The following is a 12748-nucleotide window of genomic DNA, read 5'->3' as shown; positions in this document are numbered from 1 at the left end:
GGCCCGCCATGCTCTACGAGATGCGCACCTACCGGCTGAAGACCGGCACCGTTCCCGCCTATGTGAAGCTCGTGGCGGAGGAGGGCATTGCGTTGCAGAAGGCGCATCTCGGCCAGCTGGTGGGCTATTTCACCAGCGATATCGGCCCGCTCAACGAGATCGTCCACATCTGGGCCTATGCCAGCCTGGACGACCGCGCCGCCCGCCGCGCCCGGCTGAACGCCGACCCGGCCTGGCTGAGCTTCCTTCCCAAGATCCAGGCGCTGATCGAGGTCATGGAGAACAAGATTCTCCTGCCGACCTCGTTCTCGCCGCTGGACTGAGACCCGAGCGCGACAAGCGCCGCCATCTGCCGGCGAAACGCCGGCGCGACAGAGATCCACAGGGGAATTCGACATGTCTCGCAGCAACAGGATGCGCCTCGCAACAGCGCTGACCTTCGGTGCCCTCCTCGCCGGCACCGGGCTCGGCGTCGCCATCGCCCAGTCGAACACGCTGGTGTTCACCAGCTGGGGCGGCACCACCCAGGACGCTCAGAAGAAGGATTGGGCCGAGCCCTTCACCAAGAAGAGCGGCATCGCCGTCAAGCAGGATGGCCCGACCGATTATGGCAAGCTGAAAGCCATGGTGGAGAGCGGCAACGTCGCCTGGGACGTCGTCGACGTCGAGGCGGATTTCGCCGCCGCCGCCGCCAAGGAAGGCCTGCTGGAGCCGATCGATTTCGGTGTCGTCAACCGCGCCGACCTCGACCCGCGCTTCGTGAGCGACCATGCGGTCGGCAGCTTCTATTATTCCTTCGTGCTCGGCTTCAACCCGGCCAGCTTCGGGGAGAAGGCGCCGAAGAGCTGGGCGGATGTGTTCGACACCAAGGCTTTTCCCGGCAAGCGCACCTTCTACAAATGGTCGGCGCCGGGCGTGCTGGAAATCGCCCTGCTGGCCGACGGCGTGCCGGCCGACAAGCTCTACCCGCTCGACCTCGACCGCGCCTTCAAGAAGCTCGACACCATCAAGGCGGACATCGTCTGGTGGGGCACCGGCGCGCAGTCGCAGCAGCTTCTCGCCTCGGGCGAGGCGCCGGTCGGCCAGTTCTGGAACGGCCGGCTGTTCGCGCTGGAACAGAGCGGTGAGAAGGTCGGCATCTCGTGGGAGCAGAACCTGACCGCCGCCGACATGCTCGTCGTGCCAAAGGGCGCGAAGAACAAGGCGGCGGCGATGAAGTTCCTCGCGCAGGCGACCAGCCCGGAAGGCCAGGCGAGCTTCGCCACCGATAGCGGCTATGCGCCGGTCAACGTCAAATCGGCGGCGCTGATGCCCAAGGACGTGGCGGCCAACCTGCCCGACCAGCACACCGGCTCGCAGATCAATCTCGACATGGCCTATTGGGCCGCGCATCGCGACGAGATCGGCAAGCGCTGGTACGCCTGGCAGGCGCAATAGGGCGTTGCTCTCCGCGCCTCCGCCCGGACGAGGCGCCGCGAGGAAGACAGCATCGCAGGCCGGTGACGCCATCGGCCTGCGCGTTTTCATCGTCCAGCGGATCGGCCCGCGCGGCCGGCCAAGGCGAGCCCTTCGATGACCCTTTCGCATGCCGCGCATGCTCCGCCACTGGCGCGCCCCCGCCGGCTTCCGGCCGGCCTCGCCGCCATTGCGCCCGCCTTGGCGCTGGTGGGGCTGGTCTTCGTGCTGCCGGTGCTCGCCCTGCTGCTGCGCAGCGTGCTGGACCCGCAGCCGGGATTGCAGAACTACGCCGCCTTCTTCGCCTCCACCACCTATCTGAAGGTGCTGGGCAACACCTTCCTGGTCGCCGGCACGGTGACATTGTTCACGGTGCCGCTCGGCTTCCCGGTCGCCTGGTTCCTCGCCATCGCGCCGGGTTTCTGGTCGAAGCTGCTGTTCGCAGTGGTGATCCTGTCCATGTGGACCAATTTGCTGGCGCGCACCTATGCGTGGATGGTGCTGCTGCAGCGCACCGGCCTCATCAACCGCACGCTGATGAATCTCGGCGTCATTTCCGAGCCGCTGCCGCTGATCAACAATCTCGCCGGCGTCACCATCGGCATGACCTACATCATGCTGCCCTTCATGATCCTGCCGCTGCACGCCACCATCCGCTCGCTCGACCCGGCGGTGTTCCAGGCGGCGTCGCTGTGCGGCGCCACGCGCTGGCAGGCCTTCACCCGCGTGATGCTGCCGCTGACGGCCACCGGCATCGCCGCCGGGGCGCTGATGGTGTTCGTGATGTCGCTCGGCTATTTCATCACCCCGGCGCTGCTTGGCGGCACCTCCAACATGATGCTCGCCGAACTCATCGCCCAGTTGGTGCAGTCGCTGCTCGACTGGGGGCTCGCCGGCGCGGCGGCGCTGGTGCTGCTCACCGTCACGCTGGCGATCTATGCGGTGCAGCTGCGCTTCTTCGGCTTCGGCCAGGCGAGGAGTTGAAGCGATGCTGCTCGACTTCTCGCGCCTCGGGCCCTGGCGGCTGGTGCTGACCCTGATCAGCGTGCTGGTCGGCGCCTATCTGCTGCTGCCGATCCTGCTGATCATCGGCCTGTCCTTCGGCTCCTCGCGCTGGCTGCAATTCCCGCCGCCGGGCTGGACGCTGCGCTGGTACGGCGAACTGTTCGCCGATCCGGAATGGATCGCCTCCTTCCTCACCAGCTTCCAGATCGCCGCCGTGGTCACGGTGCTGTCGGTGGTTATCGGGCTGATGGCCTCCTTCGGCCTGACGCGCGGCGAGTTTCGCGGGCGCGAGGTGCTGCGCGCGCTGTTCCTCACGCCGATGATCCTGCCGGTGGTGGTGCTGGCGGTGGCGCTCTATGCGTTCTTCCTGCGCCTGCACCTCAACGGCACCTTCATCGGCTTCGTGCTGGCGCATCTGGTGGTCGCGCTGCCCTTCTCGATCATCGCGCTCTCCAATGCGCTGGAGCGCTTCGACCGCGACATCGAGACGGCGGCCATCGTCTGCGGCGCCAGCCCGCTGGAGGCGAAGCTGCGCGTCACCCTGCCGGGCATCCGCCTCGGCCTGGTTAGCGCGGCGCTGTTTTCGTTCCTGGCCTCCTGGGACGAGGTGGTCATCGCCATCTTCATGGCCAGCCCGGATTTGCAGACTCTGCCGGTGCGCATTTTCAGCACGCTGCGGCAGGACCTCTCACCGGTGATCGCGGCGGTTTCCACCCTCCTCATCGCCCTCACGGCCGGTCTCATGGGCCTTATCGCACTGTTGAAGAAGGACGACGCCCGGACATGACCGCCTTCCTCGAAATCAACAGTCTTTCCAAGCATTTCGGCAAGGTCGCCGCCGTCGACGACGTGTCGCTCGACATTGCGCGCGGCGAGTTCATGACGTTTCTGGGGCCCTCCGGCTCCGGCAAGAGCACCACGCTCTACATGATCGCCGGCTTCTTCGACCCGAGCGCCGGCGACATCCGGCTGGAGGGGCGGAGCATTCTCCGCGATGCCGCCAACAAGCGGAACATCGGCATGGTGTTCCAGCGCTATACGCTGTTCCCCCACCTCACCGTGGCGGAGAACGTCGCCTTTCCCCTGCGCGTGCGGCGACGGCCGGCGGCGGAGATAGCGCGCAAGGTGGAGGAGATGCTGGCGCTGGTGCGGCTCGACAGCTTCGCCGCCCGCCTGCCGGCGCAGCTTTCCGGCGGCCAGCAGCAGCGCGTCGCGCTGGCGCGGGCGCTGGCCTATGACCCGCCGCTGCTGCTGATGGACGAGCCGCTCTCCGCCCTCGACAAGAAGCTGCGCGAGGAGATCCAGGTCGAGATCCGCCGCATCCACCGCGAGACCGGCGTCACCATTCTCTATGTGACGCACGACCAGGAGGAGGCGCTCAGCCTCTCCGACCGGGTGGCGCTGTTCAATCACGGCCGCATCGAGCAGGTCGGCAAGGGGCGGGAGCTCTACGAGGCGCCCTGCACGCAGTTTGTGGCCGGCTTCATCGGCCATTCCAACTTCCTGGACTGCACCGTCGCCGCGCAGAGCGACGACCGGGCCGACATCGTGCTGCCCGACGGCAGCCGGCTGACAGCCCTGCCGATCGACCGGGGAGCGCGGCCCGGCGCCGCGGCGCGGCTGATGATCCGCCCCGACCGCCTGCGCCTCTCCCAGCCTTCTGCGGACGCGCCGCCCGGCATCGACGCGGTGCTCTCCGATGCCACCTTCATCGGCGAGACCTTCCATTTCGCGGTCACCACGGCATGGGGCGGCGCGCTCAATGTGCGCATGCCCTCGCACATGCTGCCGCCCGCCGGCCACCAGCCGGGGCAGCCCGTGCGGCTCAGCTGGGCGCCGGGGGATGCGCGGCTGTTCGCGGCGTGAGCGCCGTCAGGCGATGCTTTCGCCGCCGTCGACCACCAGCGCCTGTCCGGTCATGAAGGACGAGCGGTCGGAGACGAGGAACAGGATCGCCTGCGCAATCTCCTCCGCGCTCGCCCAGCGCCCCATCGGAATCTTGTCGCGCACATAGGCCTCGATGGCGTCGCGCCCGCCCATCTGGGCGATGAAGGGCGCGTTGAAGGGCGTGTCGACCCAACCCGGGCAGAGCGCGTTCACCCGCACATTGTGCCGCGCATAGTCGATCGCCATCTGCCGGGTCATCGCGACGACGGCGTGCTTGGAGGTGGTGTAGGCGATCATCTCGCGGTCATAGAACATGCCGGAATTGGAGGCGGTGATCAGGATGACGCCGCCGCCCTGTGCGATCATCGCCGGCATGGCGAGGCGCGCCGCGAGAAAAGGCGCCCGCACATTGATCCGCCACGACTGGTCCATGCCCTCGGGCGTCACCTCGGTCAGCGGGCCGCCCACCTGGATGCCGGCATGGCTGTGCAGGATGTCGAGGCGGCCATGGCGGGCCAGCGCGCCGGCCACCAGCGCCTCGACCTGCGCGTCGACATCGACATCGGTCGTCACCGCCTCCCCCCGCCCCCCCGTCGCGTGGATCGCCGCGACCGTCGCCTCGCCGGCGCCGCCGTCGCGGTCGGCCACGACGACGAACGCCCCTTCGCCGGCCATGGCGAGCGCGCCGGCACGGCCGATGCCCGACCCGGCGCCGGTGACGATGGCGACCTTGTCCTTCAAAATCATGATGAACCTATGCGGAGGCTGGGCGGCGCCGGCGGAGCAGGAGCTGGGCCAGGATGACGAGGAGGATGGAGCCGGCGAGCACCAGCGCCCCGATGGCGTTGATCTCCGGCGTGACGCCGCGCCGGATCGACGCGAAGACATAGATCGGCAGGGTGGTCTGCGATCCCGCGACGAAGAAGGCGACGATGAAATCGTCGAAGGAGAAGGTGAAGGCCAGCAGGAACCCGGCAAGGATGGCGGGCGTGATCTGCGGCAGCACGATGGAGCGGAAGGTGGTGAACGGGCTCGCATAGAGATCGCTCGACGCTTCGACCATGTCGCGCCCCAGCGCCCCGAGCCGGGCGCGCACGATCATGGTGACCAGCGCGGTGGAGAACAGCCCATGCGCGGCGATGATCGAGCCATAGCCGAGCGAGAGGCGCGGGGGGGCATCGCTCGGCCACAGCGCCGCGATCATCGGGTTGACGATGCCGAAGAGCTGCACCAGTGCCACCAGCGTCGCAATGCCGATCACCACGCCGGGAACGACGATGGCGGCGCCGAACAAAGCGTCGAACACGGCGCGTGTGCGCGGCCCGACACGGCCGAGCCCGATGGCGGCCGCCGTGCCGCACAGTGCCGCCAGCGCCGCGCTCACCGTCGCCACGATGAAGCTGTTGGTCAGCGCTTCCATCAAAAACGTGTTGGAGAGCGCCCGCCCGTACCATTGGACGGAGAAGCCGGTGAAGTCGCTCGCGTGCCGTCCCGCATTGAAGGAGAACAGCACCACCAGCGCGATCGGCAAATAGAGGAAGCCGTAAACGGCGACGACGAAGGCGCGCATCATAGCAGGTCGACCTGTCGGGCGCCGGAAAGGCGGGCGGTGAGGCGGTTGGCGGCCAGCAGCAGCAAAACGGCGATCGCCACCAGCGCCACCGCGATGGCCGAGCCGAAGGGCCAATTCCGCGATTGCAGGAACAGGTCGACCAGCGCATTGCCGATGAAGAACACCTTGCCGCCGCCCAGCAAGGTGGGGATGAGGTATTCGCCCAGAAGCAGGATCATCACCAGCGAGAAGCCTGTCATCATGCCGGGCAGCGAGAGCCGCAGCGTGACGCTGAAGAAGGTGGAGAACGGCGTGGCGCCGAGGTCCGCCGAGGCTTCCAGCAGCCGGCGGTCGAGCCGCTCCAGGCTGATATAGATCGGCAGGATCATCAGCGGCAGGTAGCCATAGATGATGCCCAGCAGCACCGCGCCCGGCGTGTTGATGAACCGCATATCCGGCAGGCCGATGAGCTCCAGAAAGGCCGGAATGCCCCGCGCGCCGAGAATGTACATCCAGGCATAGGTGCGGATCAGCAGGCTGGTCCAGAACGGAATGACGATCAGCGCCACCAGCAGCAGCCGGCGCTGCGGCAGCACCCTGATCGCCAGATAATAAGCCACTGGATAGGCGATGAGCAGGCAGGCCAGCGCCCCCGCCGGGGCCAGCACCAGCGTGTTCCAGAACGCCGTCGCCCGCGCCGGCAGATTGGCATATTGGGCGAGGGTGAAGGCGGGCTGGTAACCGCCCGCCGGCGCCCGCTCGCCGAGGCTGAACACCACGATAGCCACGAAGGGCAGCACGAGGAACAGGAACAGCCATACCGCTGCCGGGGCGAGCAGCAGGGCCGTGACCAGTCGCTTGCGTGCGGCGGCGCTCGACATTCGACGTCCATTTCACGAGGTGGCTCGGGAGCGCGTCAGCCGCGCTCCCGAAAGAGGGGCAACCGGAGCGCGTCAGCCGCGCTCCCGAAAAGCTGCGTTGGGTCAGGCCGACTTGAAGCGGGCCATCAGTTCGGCGCGGGCCGGGTCAGTCAGCGTCGCCGCCGCGCCGAATTCCAGCGGGGCGAGCAGGTCGGCGGCCGGGTAGAGGATCGGGTTGTCCAGCAGGTCCTTGGGCAGCAGCGCGTTGACGCGGGAATCGGTCGAGGGCGCGCCATTGGCGATGTGCTCCTTCACCGCCACCTTCGGGTCCATGAGATAGTTGACCAGCGCATAGCCGGCGGCCTTGTTCGGCGCGTCCTTCGGAACGGCGTAGAAATCCGTCCAGATCTCGCCGCCTTCCTTGCCGAGCACATAGTCGATCTCGGGAATGTCGCGGTGCAGCTGCGCCCCGTCATTGGTCCAGCACATGGTCAGCCAGGCGTCGCCATTACGCATGGCGGGCTGGTAGTCGCTCGAGATGGCGAAGAGATGCGGCTTGACCTTCAGCAGCAGTTCCTCGGCCTTGGCGAGTTCGTCCGGCTTCAGCGAGTTGAAGGAATAGCCGAAATATTTCAGTGCGTTGCCGATGGTGGTCAGCTGATAGTCATGCACCATCGAGCGCCCGCTGCCGGTGGTCATGGACGTATCGAAGAAGTCCTTCCAGCTGGTCATCGGCTGCGTCAGCTTCTTGGTGTTCACCGCGAAACCGGTGGTGCCCCAGTTCTTCGGCACGGCGCACAGCACGCCGTTCACTTCGCCCTCGGCGGTGAAGCGCTTGTTCTGCGCGGCGGCGTCGTAATTGGGTAGCTTCGACAGGTCGAGCGCATCGATCAGGTCGAGCTCCCGATAGGTCGAGATGGTGTAATTGGTCGGCACGAACAGCGACCAGCCGGAGGCGCCGGCCTGCAGCTTGGCCAGCATTTCCTCATTCGAGCCGAACACGTTCACCTCGACGGCGACGCCGGTCTTGGTGGTGAAATCGATGAAGGTCTGCGGGTCGTGGTAGTTCGGCCAGGTAGCGATCGACATGCGGTCGCCGAGCTCGCCCGCCGCATAGGCCGGCATCGGCCGCAGCCCGAACTCGCCGGCAAGCACGGCGGTGGCGGCGCCGAGGCCGGTCACGCCGAGAAAGTGCCGGCGGCTGATGGAGCCGCGGCGGAAGCGCAGCAGCTGATCGATGAATTCCCGTGCCGATATCGGCAGGCCGTCACGATACGACTTCGACATTGCTGGATTCCCTCTGTCTGGTCTTGTTGTCCGATGCCGGAAACGCCAGCGGCGCGCCCGGATTGAAGCTGATGGCGACGCGGTCGCCCGGTTTCAGGAGGTCGCTGTGCGCCGCGTCATGCTCGGCGGTGGCGAGCAGGGTGCCGAGAAGCGGCACCTCGATGGCGTATTCGGCGGTGGAGCCGAGAAAGATGCGGTTGCGGATGACGCCGCTGAGCCCCGTTCCGCCCTCAGCCGCGCCGAGGCGCAGCGCCTCCGGGCGCAGGCTGACCGAGACCGCGCTCCCCGGCGCGGCGTCGCCCACCAGCCGCGCGCCGACCTCCATGCCATTGGCGAGGCGGACCCGGCCCGCGCCTGCATCGCCGGCCAGCACGGTGCCGTCGAGGAAATTGGTCTTGCCGACAAAGGCGGCGACGAAGCGGTCGGCCGGGCGGTCATAAATCTCGTGGGGCGCGCCGAGCTGCACGATGCGCCCGCCATTCATCACGCACACCACGTCGCTCATCGACAGCGCCTCCTCCTGGTCGTGGGTGACCAGCACGAAGGTGATGCCGAGCTCGCGCTGCAGGTTCTGCAGCTCGATCTGCATGTCGGTGCGCAGCTTCTTGTCGAGCGCGGCGAGCGGCTCGTCGAGCAGCAGCACCGACGGCCGGTTCACCAGCGCCCGCGCCAGCGCCACGCGCTGCTGCTGGCCGCCGGAAAGCTCGTGCACCTTGCGGCTGCCGAAGCCGGCGAGCTGCACCATGGCCAGCGCGTCGGCGGTGCGGCGGGCGATCTCCGAGGAGGTCAGCCGCGGGCGGATCTGGCGCAGGCCATAGGCGACATTGGCGCTGACGTCGAAATGCGGGAACAGCGCGTAATGCTGGAACACCATGTTGACCGGGCGCCGGTAGGGCGGGACGTCCGACATGTCGGCGCCGGCGATCAGCACCTGACCGGTGGTCGGCTGCTCGAAGCCGCCGATCATGCGCAGGCAGGTGGTCTTGCCGCAGCCGGAGGGGCCGAGCAGCGCGACGAAGGCGCCCTTGGGCACGGTGAAATCGGTGGGATGGACCGCCGTGACCTCGCCATACCGCTTGCTCACGCCGCGGAACTCGATGTCGAGGGTCTGCTGGCCTGCCACCGGGCGATCTCCGCAGCTTTCCGGCCGTTCCATGCGAACAGCCAGGGTCGTCGATGGACGAAAAGGCTAATAGCGGCGCGTCACAGGGTATATACCTTCCAAGTGGTAGAAAGAGCCTATTTATGCGTCAAGAGGGGTATAGATGCTGGGCATTGGCCGGAACGGCATTCAAAAGGCCTCGCCAGCGGCGGAGCGGCTGGCCGAGGCCATCGCTTCCGCGCATGAGCGCAGCGCCAACGTCATCGTCGAGCCGGGGGACGATCCCTTCGGCCACGCCCTCATCGCCTGGCTGCGGGCGCATGTGCCGTTCGACCATTGCGTCGCCTTCGGTTATCGCGGCACCGCCCGGCCACCGCTGCTGTTCGAGACCTTCAACGCCGAGGAAAGCCATGTTTATGTGACCCTGTACCAGGTGGGTCCGTATCTGCTCGATCCCTTCTACCACGCCGCCATCGAGCGGATCGACGGTTTCCGGCGCATGCGCGAGCTGGCGCCGGACCGCTTCTATGCGAGCGAATATTACCGCTCCTATTACAGCCAGACCGTGCTGGCCGAGGAGGTCGGCTTCTTCGTGCCGCTGGCCAATGGCGCGAGCGTGGTGGTCTCGCTGATGCGGCGGGCAGCCTCGGGGGCGTTCGGCGCGGCGCAGGTGCGCCTGCTGCGCGAGCTGGCGCCCATCGTCGTCGCGCTGTGCCGTCTGCGCTGGGGTGAGCAGGTGATCGGCGAAGAGGGGCGTGGACGGCGGGCGCGCGGCGCGGAAGGGCAGGCGGGGCGAGATGTCGACCGCGGCAAGATCTGGCAGGATCTGTCGTTGACCGCTCGCGAAGGCGAGGTGGTCGACCTCATTCTGCAGGGCCATTCGGCCGATTCGATCGCCCGCCTGCTGTCCATCTCGGCCGGCACCGCGAAGGTTCACCGCCGCAATATCTACCGCAAGCTCAACATCAATTCGCAGGCCGGCCTGTTCGCGCATTTCGTGGCGATCATGAAACGCAAGCCGTGACCGCAGGGCGTTCAGCCCGGCGCGGCGGAGGCGCTCTCCCGCATCATCAGCACCGCGCCGATGAAGAAGCCCAGGCCGCCGAGGCACAGCAGAATATTGGCGAGGTCCGGTATCCACCACGCCTCGCCGTCGCGCGGCACATAGGCAAGGGTCGAGGCCGCCATGAAGGCGCCGCAGCCCAGAAGATTCACGAAGGCGATCCGCCAGTCGAGCTGCCGTGGCCGCCAGCTCCAGTAGCCATGCCCGGTCTCGGCAAAGGCGAGATAGCCGGACACGAGGAACAGCACCGAGCCGATCATTCCCGGCAGCCAGACGGCGACATCCTGCGCATACCAGCCGCCGCCGGCCGTCAGCGGGTCGAACGTGTTGAAATTGAACGCCACCGTGCCGATGAACTGGGTGAAGGTGCTCAGCCATCCGGCGCTGTGGGGATGCCAGCCGATCAGGGAAATATGGCGCGGGGCGGCGGCATCGGCCGGGTTGAGCGTGAACGCGCCGGCATTGGCGGCCTGAAAATGCTGGAGATAGCCGGCCCCGGTGAACGGGATCGAGCCCATGAAGAATATGAGGTTGATCGGTGTCGCCGCGAGTCCGGCGGAAGCCGGCAGCAGGCTGAGCAGGCTCCCCAGCATGAACAGCAGCGAGCCGAGCGCGAACAGCCCGCCCGTCCACCAATTATAGGCGTGCGTCTGCCAGAACGGGACCGGCGCGTTCTCCAGCGCCCGGGCGGCGCGTTCCAGTCCCTTGCGGTGCTGGCGCGCCCGCCAGACGATGCGCCGCCCCTCAAGGGCATAGCTGCGCCGGGTAATGAAGGGCCCCGGCCCGGCAATGTGCATGCGCAGGCCGGGCAATTGCAGGACAGGCGCTCTCATGGGCGGCTCACGCCGCCTTTGCGCCCTTCAGCGCAGCGGTGGCATCCAGCGCCTCGCCGTCGAGCAGGTGGACCGGCAGAACCCTAGGCTCGCGCACATCCGCCAGGGCGGCGAGGTCGAAGCGGGTGAAGTTCAGGCTCCTGTAGTCACGGACGAAGAACTGCTTGCGGTCGAGATCCGACAGGCTGGTCCAGCAGGTATATTCCGTCGCGTAGGGCTCGGATGCCGGCTGGTCGAGCCCCGCAACTTCCATATGGGCGCCGCCCTGGCCGGGATAATCGATGCTCGCCCCGCGCGGACGGTCGAAATTGTTGAGGATGTGCGCCAGCGTCCGCACCGCGAGGTCCGGCGTCGCCGCCTTCTCGGTGAACTGCGTGTAATAGGCGGCCCGCACGAAGCGACCGACCGACGTGTTGGAGGCCGGCAGCCCGGCTGTCGCGATGCCGGAATCCGGCTGCACCGCGCTGTAGCCGCCGAACCGCGCCGCCGACTGGTCGACATTGCTGAGGAAGGTGTAGTTGTTGAGGTTGGTCAGGTGCCAGCCGAAATCCGGGCCATTGGTCATCACGCCGACCGGGTTGTCATAGACCTTCATCTCGCCTTGGTCGAACTCGATCACCAATGCGGCCCCGGTGGCATCGTGGACCACATAATGGAACGGCGATTCCACGCCGCCGAGCATGGCGAGCGGCACCAGCACGATGGGCTGGTCGCCCAGCGCGGCCTTCACTTCCGCAACCGTGGCGAACTGGCCCAGGCACCAGGTGCCGAGATCGGAGGCGGAAAGCACCGCCTGCGTCATCGCCACCGAGCGATGCTTTCCGGCGGCCGTGGGGTAGGAGAGCAGGCTGAAGGTCAAGCCCCTGTCGTTCAGTCCTTCCAGCACCTTCAGGTCGTCGATGCCGATGGGGGCGTCTGGCGTCGGAATCCGATAGGGCATGGTCACGGTCAGCATCGCATGGCGCGCGACATAGTCGGCGGCCGGATGTCCCTCGACCACCGAATGGCTGGGGAAGCCGACGGGGAAGTAGACGATCTGGTAAGGCAGATCGAGGGTGAGTTCGAGCGTGCGGCCGAAATACACCTTCCCCTGCGCGTCGCGATAACTCAGCGATGTGCACATCTCGTCCTGCTCCTTCGGTTCGGCTAGGCGGCAGCGTCACCTTCCTGCCTCGGTGCCCGCTCGCGCGTGCTCAGCCTCTGTGGCCAGAGGTTGGTGACATGATTCAGGAGGAGGGAAAAGGGTCACCCCGGAGGATCACCTCCCGGAGCGGGCCCGCCGCGATACCACCGGGAATTTGCTCTCGTGCCACGGCCTTGCTACCCGTTTACCGAGGGGAATCGCGACTCGCGCACGGCCCTGCGGAGACAGCCATTGACCGACGGCTTTCCTGACGCGGCCTGCCTGATCCGCGCATCGGAGCATCCCGCCGCGCGGCGGCTGCGCGCCGCTTGGGTGGTTGGGGCGGCGTTGCCGCTCGCCGGCTGTGTTTCCGCCGACGCGCCGGCCATCCCGTTGTTCGGCGCCTATTTCCCCTCCTGGCTGCTGGCGGCGCTGATCGGCATCTTCGGAGCGATCCTCGTGCGGCTCGTGTTCATCCGGGCGGGCATAGACGACGCATTGCCGATCCGGCTTCCGGTTTATGTCTGCATCGCCGCCGCCATCGGCTTTGCGGTCTCCCTCCTCGGCTTCGGGAGGTAGGG

14 protein-coding genes are annotated in these 12748 nt (G+C 67.2%); 7 read left to right on the top strand and 7 right to left on the bottom strand.

What is annotated here, in order from left to right:
• Positions 1-8: 8 nt before the first annotated feature.
• The 5 genes from ACQY76_RS20005 to ACQY76_RS19985 all read left to right on the top strand — a co-directional run bounded on the left by ACQY76_RS20005 (position 9) and on the right by ACQY76_RS19985 (position 4326).
• Positions 9-323 (top strand): NIPSNAP family protein, encoded by a 315-nt coding sequence (locus ACQY76_RS20005; protein WP_428030438.1) that lies wholly within the window; start codon positions 9-11, stop codon positions 321-323.
• 73 nt (positions 324-396) lie between these two features.
• The gene (locus ACQY76_RS20000) at positions 397-1437 is read left to right on the top strand and encodes an ABC transporter substrate-binding protein (protein WP_428030437.1); all 1041 of its coding nucleotides are present in this window, start codon (positions 397-399) and stop codon (positions 1435-1437) included.
• A gap of 135 nt (positions 1438-1572) precedes the next feature.
• Positions 1573-2439, top strand: coding sequence for an ABC transporter permease (locus ACQY76_RS19995; protein ID WP_428030436.1), 867 nt, complete (start codon positions 1573-1575; stop codon positions 2437-2439).
• 4 nt (positions 2440-2443) lie between these two features.
• On the top strand, positions 2444-3247 hold the full coding sequence (locus tag ACQY76_RS19990; protein ID WP_428030435.1) for an ABC transporter permease: 804 nt from the start codon (positions 2444-2446) through the stop codon (positions 3245-3247).
• Positions 3244-4326 (top strand): ABC transporter ATP-binding protein, encoded by a 1083-nt coding sequence (locus ACQY76_RS19985; RefSeq protein ID WP_428030434.1) that lies wholly within the window; start codon positions 3244-3246, stop codon positions 4324-4326. The genes ACQY76_RS19990 and ACQY76_RS19985 overlap by 4 nt, the downstream gene beginning before the upstream one ends.
• Positions 4327-4332: 6 nt before the next feature.
• On the opposite strand, the gene ACQY76_RS19980 is transcribed toward ACQY76_RS19985, so the two are convergent.
• The 5 genes from ACQY76_RS19980 to ACQY76_RS19960 form a co-directional block, all read right to left on the bottom strand.
• Positions 4333-5094, bottom strand: a complete 762-nt coding sequence (locus tag ACQY76_RS19980) for an SDR family NAD(P)-dependent oxidoreductase (RefSeq protein ID WP_428030433.1) — start codon at positions 5092-5094, stop codon at positions 4333-4335.
• Between the two features lie 7 nt (positions 5095-5101).
• Positions 5102-5917 (bottom strand): ABC transporter permease, encoded by an 816-nt coding sequence (locus ACQY76_RS19975; protein ID WP_428033068.1) that lies wholly within the window; start codon positions 5915-5917, stop codon positions 5102-5104.
• On the bottom strand, positions 5917-6780 hold the full coding sequence (locus ACQY76_RS19970; RefSeq protein WP_428030432.1) for an ABC transporter permease: 864 nt from the start codon (positions 6778-6780) through the stop codon (positions 5917-5919). Before ACQY76_RS19970 ends, ACQY76_RS19975 begins: the two co-directional genes overlap by 1 nt.
• A gap of 102 nt (positions 6781-6882) precedes the next feature.
• Positions 6883-8046 (bottom strand): ABC transporter substrate-binding protein, encoded by a 1164-nt coding sequence (locus ACQY76_RS19965; protein ID WP_428030431.1) that lies wholly within the window; start codon positions 8044-8046, stop codon positions 6883-6885.
• Complete coding sequence (locus ACQY76_RS19960; RefSeq protein ID WP_428030430.1) at positions 8027-9202, bottom strand: ABC transporter ATP-binding protein; 1176 nt, start codon at positions 9200-9202, stop codon at positions 8027-8029. Before ACQY76_RS19960 ends, ACQY76_RS19965 begins: the two co-directional genes overlap by 20 nt.
• Positions 9203-9311: 109 nt before the next feature.
• On the opposite strand from ACQY76_RS19960, the gene ACQY76_RS19955 reads away from it, so the two are divergent.
• On the top strand, positions 9312-10172 hold the full coding sequence (locus tag ACQY76_RS19955; protein ID WP_428030429.1) for a helix-turn-helix transcriptional regulator: 861 nt from the start codon (positions 9312-9314) through the stop codon (positions 10170-10172).
• 11 nt (positions 10173-10183) lie between these two features.
• Here ACQY76_RS19955 and ACQY76_RS19950 read toward each other — a convergent pair whose 3' ends face one another.
• Positions 10184-11044, bottom strand: a complete 861-nt coding sequence (locus ACQY76_RS19950; RefSeq protein ID WP_428030428.1) for a hypothetical protein — start codon at positions 11042-11044, stop codon at positions 10184-10186.
• Between the two features lie 7 nt (positions 11045-11051).
• The gene (locus ACQY76_RS19945) at positions 11052-12167 is read right to left on the bottom strand and encodes a linear amide C-N hydrolase (protein ID WP_428030427.1); all 1116 of its coding nucleotides are present in this window, start codon (positions 12165-12167) and stop codon (positions 11052-11054) included.
• Between the two features lie 252 nt (positions 12168-12419).
• Between ACQY76_RS19945 and ACQY76_RS19940 the strand changes: the two genes are divergently transcribed.
• Positions 12420-12746, top strand: coding sequence for a YtcA family lipoprotein (locus ACQY76_RS19940; RefSeq protein WP_428030426.1), 327 nt, complete (start codon positions 12420-12422; stop codon positions 12744-12746).
• The last annotated feature ends 2 nt before the right edge of the window (positions 12747-12748 follow it).

The sequence above is a fragment of the Ancylobacter sp. genome (genome assembly GCF_965279025.1).
GTDB lineage: Bacteria > Pseudomonadota > Alphaproteobacteria > Rhizobiales > Xanthobacteraceae > Ancylobacter.
This window is presented reverse-complemented; position numbering and strand designations above follow the sequence as displayed.

What these genes read in the sequence shown, in the direction of transcription:
- ACQY76_RS20005 (WP_428030438.1), top strand. Translation starts at nt 9, where the DNA reads ATGCTCTACGAGATGCGCACCTACCGGCTGAAGACCGGCACCGTTCCC.
- ACQY76_RS20000 (WP_428030437.1), top strand. Translation starts at nt 397, where the DNA reads ATGTCTCGCAGCAACAGGATGCGCCTCGCAACAGCGCTGACCTTCGGT.
- ACQY76_RS19995 (WP_428030436.1), top strand. Translation starts at nt 1,573, where the DNA reads ATGACCCTTTCGCATGCCGCGCATGCTCCGCCACTGGCGCGCCCCCGC.
- ACQY76_RS19990 (WP_428030435.1), top strand. Translation starts at nt 2,444, where the DNA reads ATGCTGCTCGACTTCTCGCGCCTCGGGCCCTGGCGGCTGGTGCTGACC.
- ACQY76_RS19985 (WP_428030434.1), top strand. Translation starts at nt 3,244, where the DNA reads ATGACCGCCTTCCTCGAAATCAACAGTCTTTCCAAGCATTTCGGCAAG.
- ACQY76_RS19980 (WP_428030433.1), bottom strand. Translation starts at nt 5,094, where the DNA reads ATGATTTTGAAGGACAAGGTCGCCATCGTCACCGGCGCCGGGTCGGGC.
- ACQY76_RS19975 (WP_428033068.1), bottom strand. Translation starts at nt 5,917, where the DNA reads ATGCGCGCCTTCGTCGTCGCCGTTTACGGCTTCCTCTATTTGCCGATC.
- ACQY76_RS19970 (WP_428030432.1), bottom strand. Translation starts at nt 6,780, where the DNA reads ATGTCGAGCGCCGCCGCACGCAAGCGACTGGTCACGGCCCTGCTGCTC.
- ACQY76_RS19965 (WP_428030431.1), bottom strand. Translation starts at nt 8,046, where the DNA reads ATGTCGAAGTCGTATCGTGACGGCCTGCCGATATCGGCACGGGAATTC.
- ACQY76_RS19960 (WP_428030430.1), bottom strand. Translation starts at nt 9,202, where the DNA reads ATGGAACGGCCGGAAAGCTGCGGAGATCGCCCGGTGGCAGGCCAGCAG.
- ACQY76_RS19955 (WP_428030429.1), top strand. Translation starts at nt 9,312, where the DNA reads ATGCTGGGCATTGGCCGGAACGGCATTCAAAAGGCCTCGCCAGCGGCG.
- ACQY76_RS19950 (WP_428030428.1), bottom strand. Translation starts at nt 11,044, where the DNA reads ATGAGAGCGCCTGTCCTGCAATTGCCCGGCCTGCGCATGCACATTGCC.
- ACQY76_RS19945 (WP_428030427.1), bottom strand. Translation starts at nt 12,167, where the DNA reads ATGTGCACATCGCTGAGTTATCGCGACGCGCAGGGGAAGGTGTATTTC.